Consider the following 20,541-nt stretch of genomic DNA (forward strand, 5'->3'; position numbering starts at 1 on the left):
TGCAACAGGAAGCTGCGATTCCGATCGTGGGGCTTATGCGCAGATTGTTTGCACTTGACCATCTTTGCGCGGGCATGCGTACAGTGGCCACGCATCGACCCGCAGCTGCACCGCAGGGCGCCCCGCGAGGGAGCGCCGCCGCCAACGCCGCCGATCCTCACCTCCCGCCTCCACGCGACAAGTTCGCCTGCGCCGAGAGGAGCCGATCATGCGATCGCTCGACGCCTCCCCGCCGCCCGTCTCCCGGGACCGCGCGACGGGCCATTCCCCCGTCCTCACCCTGCTCGTGGTGCTCGCCACGCTCGGGATCCTGGTCTACTCCGGGTTCCTGCTGAACCCCGCGAACCGGGGCGACGTCATCCCGTGGGTGCTCGTCATCTCCGCGGAGTCGGTGCTCGTCTTCCACGCGCTGCTGTCGATGTGGACCATCCTGGCGGGCGCCGTCGACCCGCGCGGCTACCGGTTCCACCAGGCGCGCGAGCACCTGCTCGGCCGGTCCGCCGCGGGCGAGCCGACCGCCTGGCCCTTCGAGCTCGCGGGGCGGCGCATCACGGTCGACGTGTTCGTCACCGTCTACGGCGAGCCCGTCGAGACCATCCGCCGCACCGTCGCCGCGGCCGTCGCGATGCACGGCAGGCACCGGACGTGGGTGCTCGACGACGGCCGCAGCGACCAGGTCCGGGACCTGGCGCACGAGCTGGGCGCGCGCTACATCCGCCGGCTCAGCTCGGGCGGGCAGAAGGCCGGCAACGTCAACCACGCGCTCACGCTGGCCAAGGGCGAGCTGTTCGCGATCTTCGACGCGGACTTCGTGCCCTACCCGCACTTCCTGCTCGAGACGGTGCCGTTCTTCGTGGACGACGACGTCGCGTTCGTGCAGACGCCGCAGACGTACGGCAACCTGCACACCACCATCGCCAAGGGTGCGGGCTACATGCAGGCCGTCTTCTACCGGTTCGTGCAGCCCGGCCGCAACCGCTTCAACGCCGCGTTCTGCGTGGGCACCAACGTGGTGTTCCGGCGCACCGCGGTCGAGGACGTGGGCGGCATCTACACGGACTCGAAGTCCGAGGACGTGTGGACGTCGATCCTCATGCATGAGCGCGGCTGGCGGTCCGTCTACATCCCCACCGTGCTCGCGATCGGGGATGCGCCCGAGACCGTCGAGGCGTACGCGAAGCAGCAGCTGCGCTGGGCGACGGGTGGATTCGAGATCCTCCTGACCCACAACCCGCTGAGCCCGCGCCGCAACCTCACGGCGGACCAGCGCATCCAGTACCTCGTGACGGCGACGTTCTACCTCACGGGCATCGCACCGCTCCTCCTGCTCCTGGTGCCGCCCCTCGAGATCTACTTCGACCTGCGTCCCATGGCGCTGTCCATCTCCGTGGGGACCTGGCTGTTCTTCTATGCGGGCTTCTACCTCATGCAGATCGGGCTCGCATGGTTCACGCTCGGGTCCTTCCGCTGGCAGACGCTGACCCTGTCGACCGTGTCCTTCCCCATCTACCTCAAGGCCTTCGTCAACGCCTTCACGCACCGGGACGTGGGCTGGACGTCCACGGGGTCCACCCGGGCGCGCTCCCCGTTCAACTTCATCGTGCCGCAGGTGCTGTTCTTCGAGTTCCTCCTGCTCACCTCGGTGGTGGCGGTGTGGCGCGACTGGGACAACCGCGTGCCCACGCTCGCGACCGCATGGAACGTCACCAACACGGTGATCCTCGGGGCGTTCCTGCTCGCGGCACGCCGCGAGGCGCGCGCCCTGAGGAAGGGTCGCGCCCTGGCCCCGCCGACGGCCCCCGCGGACGATGTGCCGCGCGAGCCCGCGACGGTGGTCGCCCGCCCCGAGCAGGTCACGGCCGGCATCGCCGCCCGCGAGTCCCAGCCCCGTCGCATCCCCGCGTGGGCCGCGGCAGGAGCCCGTGCGCCGGAGCCCGCCCATGCGGGGGCGACCCGGGTGCACGATGCGCCGCCCGCACCGCTGCTCGCGCATCGTCCCCCGGCCGCCGAGGAGCCCGCGCCGCTCGTGGGACGCCGCGCACGAAGGGAGGCACGACGATGACCTGGGGTAACCGATTCAAGCTGGTCGCGGGCATGCTGGTGGTGCTCCTGATCGTCGCCGCCGCGACGCTCGTGTTCAACCGCCGCCAGACGCAGGTGCTGAGCTCCTCCGCTCAGATCCAGGCGCAGCAGTACGACGTCGGCAGCGACTACGGAGGCCTGGTCCTCGAGACGTTCGTCGAGGAGGGCGACACCGTGCTCGAGGGCCAGCGGCTGTTCACCATCGAGAGCGCCGCCCTGCGCCGCGACATCCGCGAGCGCCTCGCCTCCGTGCAGCAGGGACGCTTCGACAAGGACGGCACCGTCACCGTGCGGGCCAACGTCGACGGCACCCTCACCGCGTTCGACGTGGACGCCGGGAGCTTCGCCGGCACCGGCGCCGTCATGGCGACCATCGACGCCACCGACAGCGAGTACGTCGAGGCGACCTTCGAGCTCACCACGCGCGACTTCGCGCGCGTGCCCGACTCCGCCCCGGTCGAGCTGCGCCTTCCGGACGGCACCACCGTCACCGGCGAGGTCGAGGACTTCCAGGTGGAGACCATCGACGGCGGCGCGGTGGTGACCGCACGGATCGACTCCGACGAGCTGCTCGGCATCGTCGACACCGAGCTGCTCCAGCCCGGGACGCCGCTCGACGCGACGCTCGAGCTGCGCGACGACGGCCCGCTCGCGGATGTCACCGCCGCGCTCGGCGATCTCGCGAGGCGGGTGGGCCTATGAAGGGCGGCGTCATGACTCTCATCGCGGCCTCCGCGCTCGCGCTCGCGGCGTGCTCGGGTCCATCCGAGCCCGGTGCCTCCGGCAGCGCCTCGGGCGGTCCGGGTGCCCGCACCGACGGACCCGACCCGTCGATCCTGCCCGCGGCCGCCGATGCCGCGGTGACCACGCGCGTGGCGGAGGACGTGGTGCCGCCGACCAACCGCTGGTACTCGGCGCTCGCCTTCGGGGACACGGGCCTGCCGGTGTTCCCCGCCCCGCTGTCCTTCCAGGCGGTCGACGGCGGCTTCGCGGCGGGGCTCACGCGGCCCGTCGCGTCGGAGAACGCCATCGTCGCGCCCGCCGTCACGGACGTCACCCTGACGTTCGCCGGGGCGAGCGGCTACGGCGAGGTGACGGAGGCGACCCCCGTGGGGACCACCCTGACGCTCGGCCCGGTGGACGTGGTGCTCGCGCAGGGCGTCCCGGTCATCGGATTCACCGTCGAGGGCGGCACCGAGGCCACGCTCTCCGTGGCCTTCGCGGACGCAGGCGACGGCGTCGCCACGGCGACCGTGGGCGAGACCACCTACGGGCTCGCGATCGACGGCGGCTCCGTCGACGGCACCTCGCTGTCGCTCGACCCCGGCGGGACGGCTCAGCTCTTCGCGGTACCCGACGGGGGCGATGCGCTCGCGTTCGCCGCCGCGCTCGGACCGCTCGCGCGGGGCGCCGATGCATCGTTCTCCCTGGGTGAGGCCGCCACCACCACGGTGGCCTACGCGGACGTGCCGACCGTGGTCGCGGTGCCGGCCTCCCGCGCGGAGGGGCTCGAGTGCACGCTCGGGTCGTACGCGACCATCCACGGGACGTACTCGGTGTGCGAGGCCGCGGAGGTGTCATGGGCCGTGCCGTTGGTCGAGCCCTCCGCCTCGCTCGACCTCTCCGGGATCACCGGCCCCGAGCGGAAGGCGGTCACCGAGGCGCTGACGGCGGACGCGGATGCCGCACTCGAGCTGCCCGCGGACACGTACTTCGGATCGAAGGCGCTGTACCGGCTCGCCAACCTGGTGCAGGTGGCCGATGCGCTCGGCTCCCACGAGGTGGCGGACCGCCTCCAGCGGTCGCTCGCGGAGCAGCTCGACCTGTGGGGCGAGGCTGCGGGCTGCGCCTCGCGGGCGGAGCGATGCTTCACCTACGACGCCACCCTGCGGGGAGTGGTGGGCCTCGCGACCGCCTTCGGCTCCGAGCAGTTCAACGACCATCACTTCCACTACGGCTACCTGCTGTACGCGGCCGCGGTGGCGGGGGCGCGCGATCCCGAGCTGGCCGCGCGGATCGCGCCGGTGATGGACCTGGTCGCGGAGGACATCGCGGCGCCCGGCACCTCGGAGTCGTTCCCCGTCCGGCGCGTCTTCGATCCCGTCGCGGGGCACTCGTGGGCGAGCGGCACCAGCCCGTTCGCGGACGGCAACAACCAGGAGTCGAGCTCCGAGGCGGTGCTCGCGTGGAACGCGGTCGCGCTCTGGGCCGAGGTGACCGACGACGCCGACCTGGGCGGCTCCGCGCGGTGGATGCTGTCCGCGGAGTCGGAGGCGGCGCGACGCCTGCAGCTCGCGCCGGACCTGTCCGCCTTCCCGGAGTTCGCGCACGGCGTCGTCGCGATCGAGTGGGGCGCCAAGCGCGACTACGCGACGTGGTTCTCGGCGGAGCCTGCGGCCATGCTGGGGATCCAGGTGATCCCCGGCCAGCCGACGTCCATGGCGACGCTCGCGGAGGTCCCGGCGGAGCGCATCGTCTCCACCGTGGACGAGGCGTGGGGCCAGGCCTCGCTGCCGGCGATGTTCGCCGACTACCTGCTCATGTACCGCGCGCTCGCCGGCGACGAGGAGCGGGCGGCGGCGTGGACGACCGCGGTGGACCTTCCGGACGATGCGATCGACGACGGCGACTCCCGCACGTGGCTGCTCGCATGGATCGCGGCGGCCGGCTGATCGCGGTGCCAGTCGCCAGGTGCTGGCCCTCCTGAGCGGGGGCCAGCACCTGGGAGAATCGTGCGGTGACCCCCACCTCCCTCGACCGCCGCGGCCTGACGTACGGCGCATCGGCCTACTTCATCTGGGGGCTCTTCCCCATCTTCATGGCGGCGCTCGAGCCCGCCGGCGCCCTCGAGATCGTGGCGTGGCGCGCGATCTCCTCGTTGGTGGTGTGCCTCGCGATCGTCGCTGTGATCCGTGGCTGGTCGCGTGTGATGTCCGTGGTGCGCGACCGCACGGTGATGGTGCGGCTGGTCGCCGCATCGCTGCTCATCGCGGTCAACTGGGGCGTGATGGTCTACGCCGTGGTGACGGACCGCGTCGCCTCGACCTCGCTCGGGTACTACATCAACCCCCTGCTCACGGTGGCGCTCGGGGTGGTGTTCCTGCGCGAGCACCTGCGGCGGCTGCAGGTGGTCGCGATCGGCGTGGCCGCGGTGGCCGTGGTGGTGCTCGCGGTGGAGATGGGCGGGCTGCCATGGATCTCCCTGGTGCTCGCGACCTCCTTCGGGCTGTACTCCTTCATCAAGAAGGCCGTGGGCCATCGCGTGGACGCGCTCACCGGGCTCACCGTGGAGACAGCCATCCAGCTGCCGATCGCGGTGGTGGTGCTGGTCATGGTGGCGCAGGCCGGGGACCAGACGCTGTTCGCTCGTGGCGAGCCGGGCCTGGGCGTGTGGCACGACGTCATGCTGCTCGGCACCGGGACCTGGACCGCGGGCGCGCTCATCGTGTTCGCGGCGGGCGCGCGCAGGCTGCCGCTCAACATCTCGGGGCTGCTCCAGTACATCGCGCCGACCATGACGTTCGCGCTGGCCGTCTGGTACTTCCACGAGCCGATGCCGGCGGCGCGCTGGGCCGGCTTCGCGCTCGTGTGGGTCGCGCTGGTGCTCATCACGGTCGACTCGTGGCGCGCGCGGTCACGGGTGAAGGATCCGCGGGCCGCGGAGTCGGGTGCGGTGACCGAGCCGGTCTGAACCCGCGTCCCTCCCCCGACAGCTCCAACGGAATCCGGTACGACACGCCGGGGATCCGGGCACGATGCGCGGGTTCCGACGGCGTGTCGCCGCGAGATCCGTTGGGACTGTCAGGGACGCACCGTCGAGGCGGCGATCGACACCTCAGGCGACGGCGAGCTGCCGGGGATGATGCCGCCAGGCTCCCAGCCCTCGATCGCGCTCGTGTCGGGCTCGACCTCGGCACCGGGATCGACGCACGGGACATCGAGCGTCCCTGTCGCATCGTGCTTCGCCGTGATCGTGAACGTCTCGCCGCCAGGAAGCCCGGTCACCTTCAGCGCGATCGACTCCACCAGGTCGGGTTGCCCGACTGGCGGGAACGCGGAGCCGCTTCCCAGCCAGGCGACGGTCTCCATGCCGACACCCGTGATGATCGCCTGGGTCTCCGCACCGTCCGGGACCGCGCTAGGCACGTAGCCGAGCCCGCCGAGGTCCATGCCGGTGCGCAGCGTCGACGAGAGCAAGGCCGTGTCCACGCCGTCCGGGACGTGATCCGGGATCTCGATGGTCCACGCATAGTCGTCGACGAGAGGGGTCACGCCGTCCCAGTCGCCGCCCGCGGCCGAGCCGTCCGTGGCGTGCTCGACCGCCATCGGCATGTCCTCGTACCGGGGCCCTTCCTCAGGCCACGCGACGATGTAGGTCTGCCCGTCGAGCGCGTAGAGGTACCTGCCCTGGGCATCAGGCGCGATCCTCGACCAGGTCCCATCCGGGAGGACCACCACGACACCGGGGTCGGGCGCCTCGTCACGCAGGTCGACGTAGGCGCGGAAGGCATACGGCGCGTCCCCGATCGCGTCCGGGTTGGGCGCGACGTACGGCAGTGCGGTGCAGCCCGAAGCGGAGCCTGACGCCGCGGTGACGGCGGCAGGCTCGCCGCCCGCCGCGACGGCCGCGACCCCGACCGCGCCAACCGCTGCCGCACCGACCGCCCCGGTGCCGACGGCACGCCGGGCCCGCCGACGCCGCGCCGCCCCGGCCGCGCGCATCGCGATCGTCGTGTCCACCCCGACGGCGTCCAGAGCCCCGGCATGGGCCGCGAACCCCTCACGCAACGCATCGTTCAGCTCACGCATCATCGGCCTCCCTCGGTCCGTGCCTCGACCAGCACGTTCGCATGGTCCTCGTCCCAGTCCACGGTGACGTCCAGCAGCGGCGCGAGCTGCGCCACCGCATCGTGCAGGTACCGCTTGACCGTCCCCTCGGCGATCCCGACACGCGCCGCTATCTGCGGCACCGTGAGGTCGTCGAAGAAGCGCAGCACCACGCACACCTGGGTCCGCGGGCTCAGCTGGCGCAAAGCGCGGCGCACGTCGAGGCCGGCATCGACATCCGGGGTGCGGGACGGCCGCTCGTACGCCCGGTCCAGGGCACGCCGGCGGCTCGCGGCGGAGCGGGCGCGGTCGATGACGATGCTCGGCATCGCCGAGCGCACGTAGGCCTCGGCCTCGCCCACCGAGCGCAGACTCCGGGGCCGGGAGAACACCTTGACCAGGGCATCGTGCACCAGGTCCTCGGCATCGCCGTCCCGACCTACCAGCAGCGCGGCGTACGCGATGAGACGAGCCCCTCGCTCTCGCATCAGCTCCTCGACGAGCCCGTCCCATCGCGCCACAGGCGTCCCCCCTCGATCCCTCAACCGCCTCACCCCCCTTAACGGAGGTCGCGCGCGAAACGTTGGTGCAGATCCCGACAGCTCCAACGGAATCCGGTACGACACGCCGGGGATCCGGGCACGATGCGCGGGTTCCGACGGCGTGTCGCCGCGAGATCCGTTGGGACTGTCAGCGGGTTGAGGAGGTCAGGCGGCGCGGGCGACCAGCGCGTCCGCGAACGTGCGGAGCGCCCCGGAGGCGTCGCTCTCGGGCAGGTGCGCGATCGCGTCCTTCGCCCTGAGCGCCCACTCCTGCGCGAGCTCCGCGGTCCGGTCGACCACGGCGTGCGCCGCGAGCCGCTCGACCACCGAGGCAAGGGCGTCGTCCGAGGACAGGTCCCCGTCGATGTCCGACAGCAGGGCGACGTCGCTCTCGGACGCCTCGCCCGAGGCGACCAGGCGACGGAGCAGCAGCACCGGCATGGTGGGGACTCCCTCGCGCAGGTCCGTGCCGGGGGTCTTGCCCGTCGTGGCGGCGTCGGAGCGGACGTCGATGACGTCGTCGGCGAGCTGGAAGGCCACGCCGGCCGCCTCGCCGTACTCGGTCACCTGCGCGACGACCGAGGCCGGGCAGCCGCCGAACATCGCGCCGAGCCGCGCCGAGGTCGCGATGAGCGAGCCGGTCTTGTCGGCGAGCACCTGGAGGTAGAACGCGATCGCGTCGTCCGCCTCGGAGGCGCCGACCGTCTCATGCAGCTGGCCCAGGCACAGGCGTTCGAACGTCTCGGCCTGGATGCGGACGGCGTCCGGCCCGAGGCCCGCCACCACGCGCGAGGCGCGCGCGAAGAGCAGGTCGCCGGTGAGGATCGCGACGGAGTTGCCCCACACCTCGTGAGCGGACGGAGCACCGCGACGCGTGGGCGCGGAGTCCATGACGTCGTCGTGGTACAGCGTCGCGAGGTGCGTCAGCTCGCACACCACCGCGGCGTCGAGCACCTCGGGGCGCGAGCCGTCGCCGAGCTGCGCGCACAGCAGCGTCAGGACGGGCCTCAGCCGCTTGCCACCCGCGTCGACCAGGTGGCGCGACGTGGTGTCCGCGAGCTTGTCCGACTGCGAGACGGCGTCGCGCAGACGCTCCTCGACGAGCTCGAGGCGCGGCAGCAGCTCCGCCTCGAGCGCATCGTTCCCGATCGCCAGGGTCGCCATGGGCTAGCCCGCCGCCCCCAGCAGGAGGACGCCCGCGTTCTCGAACACGGACAGCACGGGTCCGGGCACGATGCCGAGCAGCACCACGGCCACGGCGGTGAGGATCACCACGGTGCGCGCGTACGGGCTGAACTCGATCTCGATCGCGTCTTCCTGGCCCTCAGGCACGTCGGTGAGGAACATCAGCACGATGAGACGGACGTAGAAGAACGCCGCCGCGGCCGATGCGATCACGGCGATGAGCACGAGCGGCCACGCGCCCGAGGAGATCGCCGCGGCGAAGGCGACGAACTTGCCGACGAAGCCCGCGGTCAGCGGGATGCCCGCGAAGGACAGCAGGAACAGCGCCATCGCGCCGGCGAGCAGCGGCGAGCGCTTGCCCAGCCCGGCCCACTGGCCCAGGCGGGTCGCCTCGCCCAGCACCGTGCCGTCCTCCGCCTTCTCACGCACCTGCGAGATCACGGCGAACGCACCCATGGTCGCGAGACCGTAGGAGGCGAGGTAGAAGGGCAGGGCGGAGAGCGCGCCGTCCGGGAAGCCCGCGAAGGCGACGAGGATGAAGCCTGCGTGAGCGATCGACGAGTAGGCGAGCATGCGCTTGAGGTCCGTCTGGACCAGCGCGACCACGGTGCCGAGCAGCATCGAGGCGATGGCCACGATCCAGAACAGGAGCGAGAGCTCCCACTCGAGCGCGTAGAGCGCCTCGTAGACCACGCGGATGAGCGCCGCGGTGGCAGCGGCCTTGGTTGCGGCACCCATGAAGGCGGTGACGGGGGTCGGGGCGCCCTGATAGGCATCGGGCGTCCACGAGTGGAACGGCACGGCGCCGATCTTGAACATGAGTCCCACGATGACCATGACGGCACCCGCGAGGATCAGCGGGTCGAGACCGGTCGCGGACGTCAGGCCCGCGGCGATGCCGGAGTACGCCGTGGTGCCGGTGGCGCCGTAGAGGAACGCCGCACCGAACAGCAGGATCGCCGAGGAGAAGGCACCGAGCAGGAAGTACTTGAGCGCGCCCTCGTGCGACAGGAAGCGGCGACGGCGCGCGAGCGCGACCAGGATGTACAGCGGGAGCGAGAAGACCTCGAGCGCGACGAACAGGAAGATGAGGTCCGTCACCGCGGTGAAGAGCATCATGCCGCCCACCGCGAAGAGCGCGAGCGGGAACACCTCGGTCACCTGGAAGCCCTTGCGGCGCGCGAGGGTCTCCTCCGTGGAGCCGGGCGCGACCGAGCCGAGCGGGGTGAAGGCCTCCTCGCCCGCCCGCGTGCGCGACGCGAACAGCAGCGTGCCGAGCACGCCGAACACGAGGATGAGCACCTGCCAGGCGAGCGCCTGCCGGTCGATGGTCACCATGTCCGCGAGCACCACGGTGCCCGCGCCGTCGAGCATGGCCCACTGGACCACGGCGGTGCCGAAGGCGGCGAGCAGCGCCGCCAGCGCGAGGGTGAGCTGCGCGACGCGGCGGCGCTCGGGAGCACGCACGAACGACTCGACAAGGATGCCTGCGGCGGCCGCGCCGAGCACGATGATGAGGGGCGCGAGCGGCGCCCATGCGATCTCGGGGGTCACGAAGCTCACTCGCCTGCCTCCTGAACGGGAACGGTCGACACGATGTCGGCCGAGGGCTCGCTGAGCACGTCGATCGCGATGCCCGGCAGGAAGCCGAGCACCAGCATCAGCGCGATCAGGGGCCACAGCACCACGCGCTCGCGGCGCGTGAGCTCACGGAACGTGGGCCGGGCCTCGGGCACCGGACCGGTGAACACCTTCTGGTAGGTGAGCAGCACGTAGAGCGCCGCAAGCACCACGCCGAGCGTCGCGACGATCACGGCGGCCTTGGCGACGGAGAACGCCCCGACGAGCACCATGATCTCCGAGATGAACGGCGACAGGCCCGGCAGCGCCAGGGCGCTGAGGCCGATGACCAGGAACGTGCCCGCGAAGACCGGGACCACCTTCTGGAGGCCGCCGTACTCGGTGACGTCCGCGGTGCCGCGACGGTGGATGAGGAAGCCGACCGCGAAGAAGAGCGCGCCCGTCGACAGGCCGTGGTTGAACATGTAGAGCGCCGCGCCCTCGACCGAGGTCTGCGTGAACGCGAAGATGCCGAGCACCATGATGCCGAAGTGGCTCACCGAGGTGAACGCCACCAGGCGCAGCATGTTGCGCTGACCGATCGCGAGCAGGGCGCCGTAGATCACGGAGATCACGGCGAACACGATGATGACGGGCGCGGCCCACTCGGCCGCCTCGGGGAACAGCGCCACGCACAGCGTGAGCATGCCGAACGTGCCGATCTTGTCGAGCACCGCGACCAGCAGCGCGGTGGTGCCCGGGCGCGCGTTCTCAGCCACCGTGGGCAACCACGTGTGCAGCGGCACCATCGGGGCCTTGATCGCGAAGGCGAGGAAGAACGCGAGGAAGATCAGCCGCTCGGTGGAGGTCGACATGTCGAGGCCGGTGAGGTTGTCCGTGAGGAACGCCTCCTCGCCGCCAGGGCCCTGGAAGTAGAGCGCCACCACACCGACGAGCATGATGAGCCCGCCGACGAGCGAGTAGAGCAGGAACTTCACCGCGGCGTAGCGGCGCTGGAGGCCGCCGAACGAGCCGATGAGGAAGTACAGCGGGATGAGCATCGCCTCGAACAGCACGTAGAAGAGGAAGACGTCGCGGGCGGCGAAGATGCCGACCATGAACGCCTCGCTCAGCAGCACGAGCGCGAGGTAGTGCGTCCGGCGGGCCGGGTCGCGGTCCTCCCACCAGCCCGCGAGGATCGCGAGCGGCGTCAGGAGCGCCGCGAGCACGACCATGAGGAGGCCGATGCCGTTGACGCCGAGCGCCCAGCTCGCGCCGATCTGCGGGATCCACGCGTAGGTCTCGGAGAACTGGATCTCCCCGGCGGTGGCCGTGTCGAACTGCACGAACAGCGCGACGGCGAGCGCGAGCTCGAGCACCGTGATGCCGAGCGCGATCTCGCGCACCCGCTCACGCGCGCCCGACGGCAGCGCCCACAGCACGGCGGCTCCCACGGCGGGGAGCGCGACCATGACGGTCAGGATCGGGAACATGGTTTAGAGACCCCCCTGGACCACGACGAGGATGACGATGACAAGGCCCACCAGCATGGTCAGCGCGTACGAGCGCACCTGACCGTTCTGCGTCTTGCGCACGGACTCACCGGTGCGCGCCCAACCGCCGGCGGTCTTGTCGACCGCCGAGTCGACGAGCGCGGCATCGGCGTACACGAGCGTCCGCGTGAGGTGGGTGCCCGGGCGCTCGAAGACGCCGCGGTTGACCGAGTCCTGGAACATGTCGTTGCGCGCGGCGATGGTCGCGAGCGAGGCCGCGGGAGCGAGCTCGGGCACGTCCGCGACCCCGTACTTGCGCCAGGCCGCCCACACGCCGAGCGCGACCAGCGCCAGCGTCGCGATCATGATGACCGCGACGGGGAGCACGGGCTCGTGGTGCTCGGCGTGACCCGTGACCGGCTCGAGCCACATGGTGAAGCGGTCGCCCATGGCGAGGAAGAGGCCCAGGAACGCCGAGCCCACCGCGAGGATGATCATCGGCACCGTCATGAGGGCCGGCGACTCGTGCGGGTGCTGGTCGTCAGTCCAGCGGGCCTTGCCGTGGAACGTCATGAAGAACAGGCGCGACATGTAGAAGGCCGTGAGGCCCGCACCGATCAGCGCGGCGCCGCCCAGGATCCAGGGCTGCGCGCCCTCGCCCACGAACGCGGCCTCGATGATCTTGTCCTTGGACCAGAAGCCCGAGAACGGAGGAACGCCCAGGATCGCGAGCCAGCCGAGCCCGAAGGTCACCCACGTGGTCACCATCGCGGTGCGCAGGGCACCGAAGCGGCGCATGTCGACCTGGTCGTTCATGCCGTGCATCACGGAGCCCGCACCCAGGAACATGCCGGCCTTGAAGAAGCCGTGCGTCACCAGGTGGAAGATCGCGAAGGCGTAGCCGATGGGCCCCAGGCCCGCGGCGAGCACCATGTAGCCGATCTGCGACATGGTCGAGGCGGCGAGCGCCTTCTTGATGTCGTCCTTCGCCATGCCGATGAGGGCACCCAGGATCAGCGTGAACGCACCGATCGCGGCGACCGTGGTCTGCGCCGCGGGGGCGCCCTCGTAGATCGGGGCCGAGCGGACGATGAGGTACACGCCCGCGGTCACCATGGTGGCGGCGTGGATGAGCGCCGAGACGGGGGTCGGGCCCGCCATCGCGTCGCCCAGCCAGGACTGCAGCGGGAACTGGGCCGACTTTCCGCAGGCGGCCACGAGCAGCGCGAGGCCGATGGCCGTGAGCTGCGCGGTCGACGCGCCCTCCGCGGCTGCGAACACGCTGTCGAAGTCGAGCGCGCCGAAGTACGTGAACATGAGGCCCATCGCGATGATGAGGCCCATGTCGCCGATGCGGTTGACCACGAACGCCTTGTTCGCGGCGGTCGCGTACTCGGGCTTGTGGTTCCAGAAGCCGATGAGCAGGTACGAGGCGAGGCCCACGCCCTCCCAGCCGACGAACAGCAGCAGGTACGAGTCCGCGAGGACCAGCAGCAGCATCGCCGCGACGAACAGGTTGAGGTACGCGAAGAAGCGGCGACGCGAGGGGTCGTGCTCCATGTACGCCACCGAGTAGAGGTGGATCAGGGTGCCCACGAAGGTCACCAGCATGACGAACGTCATCGACAGCGGGTCCACCAGGAGCCCCGCGTCGAGGTTCAGCTCGCCGCCGGGGATCCATGAGAAGAGGTGGACCGCGTGCGCGCGGTCGTGCGAGTCGAGGCCGAGCATCTGGATGAGCGCGACGAGGCCGACCAGGAACGCGGTGCCGGAGGCGGCGACGCCGACCCAGTGACCCCACGGGTCGAGGCGCTTGCCGCCCAGGAGCAGGAACGCGCTGCTGGCCAAGGGCACGGCGATGAGGAGCCAGGTGAGATCTAGCATGGTCAGCCCTTCAGCTCAGCGGGTTCGTCGAGCGAGATGGTCTGGCGCGCGCGGAACACGGCGATGATGATCGCGAGCCCCACCACGACCTCCGCCGCGGCGACGACCAGGACGAAGAACGCCATGATCTGCCCGTCGATCTCACCGTGGATGCGGGAGAAGGCGACGAGGGCGAGGTTCGCGGCGTTGAGCATGAGCTCGACGCCCATGAACGCGATGATCGCGTTGCGACGCAGCAGCACGGCGGCCGCGCCGATCGCGAACAGCACGCTCGCGAGGATGACGAAGTTGATGGGGTCCATCAGCGGTCGCCCTCCTTGCGCGACGGGTCCTCGAGCTGGGCGCGGAACTCCGCGCCGTCCTGGGTCTGGTTGCGGATCTTGAGCACACGGGAGACCGAGTGGTCGATCGGCTGACCCTCGGGGTCGAGTGCGGGCACGTCGAGCGCGTTGTGGCGCGCGTACACGCCAGGCATGGGCTTGTTGACGGGGTCGGCACCCACGCGCACACGGTCCCGCTGGACCTCGAGCTGCGTGCGGCGCGGGCGCAGGCGCGGCGTGTGGGTGAGCACGAGCGCCCCGACCGCCGCGGTGATGAGCAGGAAGCCCAGCACCTCGATCACGAGCACGTACTTGTCGAAGAGCAGGACGGCGACCACGTCGGGCTCGCCCTCCACGGGCGCGTCCGACACCGCGATGGTGACGCGGCCGACGATCGACACGAGGAAGGCACCCAGGCCCGCTGCGGTGAAGAGGCCGATCCAGCGCTGGCCGACGATGGTCTCCTTGAGGTCCTCGCGCTGGTCGACGCCGACCAGCATGAGCACGAAGAGGAAGAGCATCATGACGGCGCCGGTGTAGACGACGATCTGCACCATGCCCAGGAACGGCGCCCCCAGCGTCACGTACGCGGTGGCGAGCCCGACCATGACGAGCACGATCGACATCGCGACGTGCACGGCCTTGCGCGCGAAGAGCAGGGACAGCGCCGGGATCACGGTGATCGCGGCGATGATCCAGAACAGGACGGGGTTGACCATCAGATCTGACCCCCGCCCGAGTAGCCGAGGCGCGCGCTGCCCATGGCGCCCGCAGCGTGCTGCGGCGACGTGTAGCGGACCTCGTGCGGGGCGTCGTCCTCGACCGGGGCCTTGCCGCGGTTCTCGGGCAGCGTCGCATCGTCCGGACGCTGCTCGCGGACCCACTCGACCTGCTCCTCGACGGGGCCGGTGACCTCGCCGCGGTAGTACGAGCCGTCGGTGGTGCCGGGCACCATCGGGTGCGGCGCCGCGAGCATGTTCTTGCCCATGGGGGCCAGCAGGTCCTGCTTCTCGTAGATGAGGCCCTCGCGCGTGGGACCCGCGAGTTCGTACTCGTTGGTCATGGTGAGCGCACGCGTGGGGCACGCCTCGATGCACAGGCCGCAGAAGATGCAGCGCAGGTAGTTGATCTGGTAGACGCGGCCGTAGCGTTCGCCGGGGCTGACCTGGTTGTCGGGCGTGTTGGAGTCCGCCTCGACGTAGATCGCGTCCGCGGGGCACGCCCACGCGCACAGCTCGCAGCCGATGCACTTCTCGAGCCCGTCGGGGTGACGGTTGAGCTGGTGACGGCCGTGGTAGCGCGGCATGGTCGGCACCTTGACCTTGGGGTACTGCTCCGTCACCGTGGGACGGAAGAAGTTCCTCAGGGACACGCCGAAGCCGGCCACGGGCGCGAGCGCCTCGAGGAACGGCCCGCGCTTGGGGAAGTTGGACTCGAAGGTCTCGCGCTCGCCGTCGCGCTCGCGGTTGACCTTCCAGACGTCGTCGGACCCGCTCACTCGGAGTCCTCCTCTCGTGAGCCGACATGCGCGTCGACCGTACGGCCCGAACGCGGCGAGGGGGGAAGCACCTGGTGCGGCATCGGCGGGACCGGGTAGCCGCCCGCGAACGCGTCGAGCACCTCGGGCTCGGCGTCCTGGTCGGCCGCATCGTCCGCCTTGCCCTGCGCGTCGGAGATGAAGCTCCACACCGCGACGACCAGGAGGATGGCGATCAGCCCGGCGACCGCGTCGTAGACGTTGAGGTCGCGGTTGTAGTGGTCGAAGGCCGCGCGGCCCACGGAGAAGAACACCACCCAGCCGAGGCCCACCGGGATGAGCACCTTCCAGCCGAACTTCATGAACTGGTCGTAGCGGAAGCGCAGCACCGAGCCGCGGATCCACACGAACACGAACATGAGCAGCCAGATCTTCGCGATGAGCCAGAGCGGCGGGAAGATCCCGGTGTTGAGGAATTCGTAGCCGGGCCAGGAGGCGGGCCACGGGGCGTGCCAGCCGCCCAGGAACAGCGTCGAGGCGACCGCCGAGACGTTGATCATGTTCATGTACTCGGCGAGGAAGAACCACGCGAACTTCATGGACGAGTACTCGGTCATGAAGCCGGCGACCAGCTCGCCCTCGGCCTCGGGGAGGTCGAAGGGCAGACGGTTGGTCTCGCCGACCATCGAGATGACGTAGAGGATGAACGCCGGGAACAGCGGCCAGATCCACCAGCGGTCGGTCTGCGCGTCGACGATGCCCGACGTGCTCATGGTGCCGGACAGCAGGAACACCGTCACGAGCGAGAGGCCCATGGCGAGCTCGTAGGAGATCACCTGGGCCGTCGAGCGGATGGCACCCATGAGCGGGTACGTCGAGCCCGAGGCCCAGCCGCCGAGCACGATGCCGTACACGCCGACCGCGGCGCACGCGAGGATGAACAGCACCGCGACGTTGAAGTCGGTGAGCTGCAGCGGCGAGGACAGGTCCGTGCCGTACAGACGCGTGTCGGGGCCGAACGGGATGACGGAGAAGATCAGCAGCGCGCTGAACACCGAGATCATCGGCGCCGCGATGTAGAGGATCTTCTCCGACGCGCGGACGGTGATGTCCTCCTTGAACAGGAGCTTCATCGCGTCCGCGACCGACTGGAGCAGGCCGAAGGGGCCGAGGCGGTTGGGGCCGGGACGCTCCTGGAGGCGACCGATGACGCGGCGCTCGAACCACACGGCGAAGAGCACCGAGGTGAGCAGGAACGCGACGATGGCCACCGCCTTGACGATGACGAGCCAGAGCGGGTCCTGGGCGAGCGCCTCTGCCACGGGGACCGTGGACGCGGGCAGGACGGCCATCATGCGGCTCCCTTCACGGAGACGACGGCGCCGGCGGAGGCGCGCAGATCGCGCGCCACCCAGGAGCCGGGGGACTTGGCGGGCACCCACACCACGCCGTCGACCATGTCGGTGACCACCACGGGCAGCTCGATGCTGCCGGCGTCGGTCGACACCTCGACGGAGGCCGTCGCGCCGATGGCATCGGCCGTGGCCTGCGACATGCGCGCGACCGCGACCCGTCCGGTGCCGGCGAGGTAGGGCTCGCCCTCCTGCAGCGCGCCCTCGTCGACCAGCTGGTGCCAGGTCGCGAGCACGGCCGTGCCCTTCTTGGTGCGGGCCTTGCCGGCGGCGCGGGCCTTGGGCGCTGCGGGACGCTCGGCGTCGGCCGCGGCGCCCAGCGCCGCGAGCTCGGCGTTGACGGCCTCGACCGTCGCGGTGCCGAGCTCGACGCCCCACTCGCGGGCGAGCAGGTCGAGCACCCGGTGGTCGGACATCGCGTCGGTGCGGATCGCGGTGGCGAAGGACCGCAGGCGGCCCTCCCAGTTGACGAAGGTGCCGGACTTCTCCGACGGCGGCGCGACGGGCAGCACCACGTCCGCGGCCTCGGCGATCTCGCTGCGGCGGACCTCGAGGGACACCACGAAGCCGGTGCGCTCGAGCGCGGTGGCGACGTCGCCCGTGAGGTCGGAGGCGCTCACGCCGCCGACGATCAGCGCGCCGATGCCGCCCTCGGCGGCCTCCTCGATGATCGCGTTGGTGTCACGCCCCTTGGCGGTGGGAAGCGCGTCGACGCCCCACGCCTTGGCGACGGTCTCGCGCGCGCCCTTGAGGGTCGCGGCGCGGCCGCCCGGGAGCAGGCCCGGCAGCGCGCCCGCCTCGACGGCGCCGCGCTCTCCCGCACGGCGCGGGATCCACGCGAGGCGCGCGCCGGTGGACGATGCGAGGTCGAGCGCCGCGACGAACGCGCCGGACGCCTCGGCCACCCGCTCGCCGAGCACGATGACCGCGCCGGGCTGCGAGATCGCCTCGCGGACGTCCGCGGGGAGGTCCGCCAGCACGGAGGCCTCGCGACCCGGGACGGCCTCGACAAGCGAGGCACCGAGCTTCTGGGCGCCGCGCGAGAGGTACGGCGCGACCGCGACCACCTGCTGGCGGCCGAGCGACTTGCGCAGGCGCAGGAAGACCACGCCGCCCTCGTCCTCGGCCTCGAAGCCGACCAGGAGGACGGTCGGGGCCTTCTCGAGCTCGCCGAAGGTCACACCGAGGCCCGTGCCCGCGACCCGCGTGCCCAGGAACGCCTGCTCCTCGTCGCTGACGGCGCGCGCACGCGCATCGACGTCGTTGGTGCCCAGGACCACGCGCGCGAGCTTCTGGTACGCGTAGGCGTCCTCGAGCGTGACACGACCGCCCACCAGGACGGCACCGCCGCGCGACGCGCCCTCGGCATCGGCCGCCGTCGCGGCCTTGATGCCGGCGGCCGCGGCCGCCAGGGCCTCGGGCCACGAGGCCTCGACCAGCTCGCCGTGCTTGCGCACCAGCGGACGCGTGATGCGGTCGGAGAGGTTCTGCCATGCGAAGGCGAAGCGGTCCTTGTCCGAGATCCAGTCCTCGTTGACCACCGGGTCGTTGTCGGCGAGGCGACGGAGCACCTTGCCGCGGCGGTGGTCGATGCGGATCGCGGAGCCCGAGGAGTCGTGCTCGGCGATCGACGGCGACGACACGAGGTCGAACGGCCGCGAGCGGAAGCGGTACGCGGCGGAGGTCAGGGCGCCCACGGGGCAGATCTGGACCGTGTTGCCGGAGTAGTACGAGGAGAACGCCTTGCCGGCCTCGTCGACGGTCGCCGCACCCACGGGCCGGTAGCCGTCGAAGTCGAGCACGTCCTCGTCGAACGTGCCGATCTGCTGCTGCGCGCCGCGGTTCTGGAGGTCGATGAACGCGTCGCCCGCGATCTCCTTGGAGAAGCGCGTGCAGCGCTGGCACAGGACGCAGCGCTCACGGTCCAGCAGGATCTCGGAGCTCAGGGGCAGCGGCTTCTCGAACACGCGCTTGACGTCGACGAAGCGCGTCTCGGAGCGGCCGTGGCTCATCGCCTGGTTCTGGAGCGGGCACTCGCCGCCCTTGTCGCACACGGGGCAGTCGAGCGGGTGGTTGATGAGCAGCAGCTCCATCACGCTCTTCTGCGCGCGGTCGGCCTCCTCGGAGGTGTGCTGCGTGTTCACCACCATGCCCGGGGTGACCGTCATCGCGCACGAGGGCTGCGGCTTGGGGAACGCGCGCAGGTTGCCGTCGGGACCGGGGGACGCGACGTCGACCAGGCACTGGCGGCAGGCGCCGGCGGGCTTGAGCGCGGGGTGGTCGCAGAAGCGCGGGATCTCGATCCCGATCTGCTCCGCCGCGCGGATGATGAGCGTGCCCTTGGGCACCGCGACCTCGGTGCCGTCGATGGTCAGGGTGACGGTCTCGACGGCCTCCGTTGCCGGCTTGTCCGCGGTCGCGGTCATGCGTGCGCCTCCTCGGTGGCGGGCGTGTCGGAGTACTCGAAGAGCGCGGACGCCGCGTGATCGAACGGGCAGCCGCCCTGCGTCACGTGCGCCTCGTACTCCTCGCGGAACAGCTTGATGGACGAGTTGATCGACGAGGTCGCTCCATCGCCGAGCGCGCAGAACGAGCGCCCCAGGATCGAGTCGCACGTGTCGAGCAGCTGCTGGATGTCGGCCTCGGTGCCACGGCCGGCCTCGAGCCGCTTGAGGATCTGGGTGAGCCAGAAGGTGCCCTCGCGGCAGGGCGTGCACTTGCCGCACGACTCGTGCTTGTAGAACTCGGTCCATCGCGTGACGGCGCGCACCACGCACGTGGTCTCGTCGAAGATCTGCAGCGCACGGGTGCCGAGCATCGAGCCGGCCGCTCCGACGGACTCGTAGTCCAGCGGGGTGTCCAGGTGCTCCTGCGTGAAGATCGGGGTCGACGATCCGCCGGGGGTCCAGAACTTGAGCTCGTGGCCCTCGCGGATGCCGCCCGCGAGCTCGAGCAGCTCGCGCAGCGTGATGCCCAGGGGCGCCTCGTACTGGCCCGGGCGCGTGACGTGACCGGACAGCGAGAAGATGCCCATGCCCTTCGAGCGCTCGGTCCCCATCGCGGTGAACCACTCGACGCCGTTGCCGATGATCGAGGGCACGGAGGCCACCGACTCGACGTTGTTCACCACCGTGGGGCGCGCGTAGAGGCCCGCGACGGCCGGGAACGGCGGCTTGAGGCGCGGCTGGCCGCGACGGCCCTCGAGCGAGTCGAGGAGCGCGGTCTCCTCGCCGCAGATGTAGGCGCCGGCACCCGAGTGGACGGTGACGTCCAGGTCGAAGCCGCTGCCGTGGATGTTCTTGCCCAGGTGGCCGGCCTCGTAGGCCTCACGCACCGCCTGCTGCATGCGGCGGTGGACATGCGCGACCTCGCCGCGGATGTAGATGAAGGCGTGGTTGCAGCCGATCGCGAAGGACGTGATCGCGACGCCCTCGACCAGCGCGTGCGGCGCCTGGAGCATCGTCGGGATGTCCTTGCACGTGCCCGGCTCGGACTCGTCCGCGTTGACCACCAGGTAGCGCGGCTTGCCGTCGTCCGGGGGCAGGAAGCCCCACTTCATGCCGGTCGGGAAGCCCGCACCGCCGCGGCCGCGCAGGCCCGAGTCCTTGACCGCCTGGATCAGGTCGCCAGGAGCCATCCCCAGCGCCTTCTTGAGGGGCGCGTAGCCGCCTGCCTCGGTGTACGTGTCGAGGCTCCAGGACCGGTCCGAGCCCCAGGTGGCCGTCAGCACCGGCGTCAGCGTGGTGGTCACTTCGCGCC

Annotated in this window: 16 protein-coding genes; 4 read left to right on the forward strand and 12 right to left on the reverse strand. The window is 71.1% G+C overall.

Annotated features, from left to right (window positions below):
* Positions 1-208 precede the first annotated feature (208 nt).
* The 4 genes from AOM00_RS06300 (at position 209) to rarD (ending at position 5,773) form a co-directional block, all read left to right on the forward strand.
* Positions 209-2,062, forward strand: a complete 1,854-nt coding sequence (locus tag AOM00_RS06300) for a glycosyltransferase family 2 protein (protein ID WP_062516981.1) — start codon at positions 209-211, stop codon at positions 2,060-2,062.
* Positions 2,059-2,784, forward strand: a complete 726-nt coding sequence (locus tag AOM00_RS06305; RefSeq protein ID WP_062516982.1) for an efflux RND transporter periplasmic adaptor subunit — start codon at positions 2,059-2,061, stop codon at positions 2,782-2,784. The genes AOM00_RS06300 and AOM00_RS06305 overlap by 4 nt, the downstream gene beginning before the upstream one ends.
* A gap of 11 nt (positions 2,785-2,795) precedes the next feature.
* A complete protein-coding gene (locus tag AOM00_RS06310) occupies positions 2,796-4,754 on the forward strand; it encodes a glycosyl hydrolase (RefSeq protein WP_156159065.1) in 1,959 nt (652 codons plus the stop codon).
* Positions 4,755-4,819: 65 nt separating this feature from the next.
* Positions 4,820-5,773 carry an EamA family transporter RarD gene (gene rarD / locus AOM00_RS06315; RefSeq protein ID WP_062516984.1) on the forward strand — a complete coding sequence of 318 codons (954 nt, stop codon included), beginning with the start codon at positions 4,820-4,822 and terminating at the stop codon, positions 5,771-5,773.
* Positions 5,774-5,883: 110 nt separating this feature from the next.
* Here rarD and AOM00_RS06320 read toward each other — a convergent pair whose 3' ends face one another.
* From AOM00_RS06320 to nuoF, 12 genes are all read right to left on the reverse strand, one after another.
* Positions 5,884-6,891: a hypothetical protein gene (locus AOM00_RS06320; protein ID WP_156159066.1), complete on the reverse strand. Its 1,008-nt coding sequence runs from the start codon at positions 6,889-6,891 to the stop codon at positions 5,884-5,886.
* The gene (locus AOM00_RS06325; protein ID WP_156159067.1) at positions 6,891-7,397 is read right to left on the reverse strand and encodes an RNA polymerase sigma factor; all 507 of its coding nucleotides are present in this window, start codon (positions 7,395-7,397) and stop codon (positions 6,891-6,893) included. Before AOM00_RS06325 ends, AOM00_RS06320 begins: the two co-directional genes overlap by 1 nt.
* Positions 7,398-7,616: 219 nt before the next feature.
* Entirely contained in the window at positions 7,617-8,615 is a 999-nt protein-coding gene (locus AOM00_RS06330) for a polyprenyl synthetase family protein (RefSeq protein ID WP_062516987.1), read from the reverse strand.
* A gap of 3 nt (positions 8,616-8,618) precedes the next feature.
* Positions 8,619-10,199, reverse strand: a complete 1,581-nt coding sequence (gene nuoN / locus AOM00_RS06335) for an NADH-quinone oxidoreductase subunit NuoN (protein ID WP_062516988.1) — start codon at positions 10,197-10,199, stop codon at positions 8,619-8,621.
* Positions 10,196-11,689: an NADH-quinone oxidoreductase subunit M gene (locus AOM00_RS06340; protein WP_062516989.1), complete on the reverse strand. Its 1,494-nt coding sequence runs from the start codon at positions 11,687-11,689 to the stop codon at positions 10,196-10,198. The genes nuoN and AOM00_RS06340 overlap by 4 nt, the downstream gene beginning before the upstream one ends.
* A gap of 3 nt (positions 11,690-11,692) precedes the next feature.
* On the reverse strand, positions 11,693-13,573 hold the full coding sequence (gene nuoL / locus AOM00_RS06345) for an NADH-quinone oxidoreductase subunit L (protein WP_062516990.1): 1,881 nt from the start codon (positions 13,571-13,573) through the stop codon (positions 11,693-11,695).
* 2 nt (positions 13,574-13,575) lie between these two features.
* Complete coding sequence (gene nuoK, locus AOM00_RS06350) at positions 13,576-13,875, reverse strand: NADH-quinone oxidoreductase subunit NuoK (RefSeq protein ID WP_062303132.1); 300 nt, start codon at positions 13,873-13,875, stop codon at positions 13,576-13,578.
* Positions 13,875-14,612, reverse strand: coding sequence for an NADH-quinone oxidoreductase subunit J (locus AOM00_RS06355; RefSeq protein WP_062516991.1), 738 nt, complete (start codon positions 14,610-14,612; stop codon positions 13,875-13,877). The genes nuoK and AOM00_RS06355 overlap by 1 nt, the downstream gene beginning before the upstream one ends.
* Entirely contained in the window at positions 14,612-15,280 is a 669-nt protein-coding gene (nuoI, locus tag AOM00_RS06360; protein ID WP_228373434.1) for an NADH-quinone oxidoreductase subunit NuoI, read from the reverse strand. Before nuoI ends, AOM00_RS06355 begins: the two co-directional genes overlap by 1 nt.
* A 107-nt stretch (positions 15,281-15,387) precedes the next feature.
* On the reverse strand, positions 15,388-16,722 hold the full coding sequence (gene nuoH, locus AOM00_RS06365; RefSeq protein ID WP_082096703.1) for an NADH-quinone oxidoreductase subunit NuoH: 1,335 nt from the start codon (positions 16,720-16,722) through the stop codon (positions 15,388-15,390).
* Positions 16,722-19,208: an NADH-quinone oxidoreductase subunit G gene (locus AOM00_RS06370; RefSeq protein ID WP_062516993.1), complete on the reverse strand. Its 2,487-nt coding sequence runs from the start codon at positions 19,206-19,208 to the stop codon at positions 16,722-16,724. The genes nuoH and AOM00_RS06370 overlap by 1 nt, the downstream gene beginning before the upstream one ends.
* Entirely contained in the window at positions 19,205-20,533 is a 1,329-nt protein-coding gene (gene nuoF / locus AOM00_RS06375) for an NADH-quinone oxidoreductase subunit NuoF (RefSeq protein ID WP_062516994.1), read from the reverse strand. The genes AOM00_RS06370 and nuoF overlap by 4 nt, the downstream gene beginning before the upstream one ends.
* Positions 20,534-20,541 lie beyond the last annotated feature (8 nt).

Origin of the sequence: Demequina gelatinilytica (assembly GCF_000971115.1) — a bacterium.
In the GTDB taxonomy this organism is placed as follows: Bacteria; Actinomycetota; Actinomycetes; order Actinomycetales; family Demequinaceae; genus Demequina; species Demequina gelatinilytica.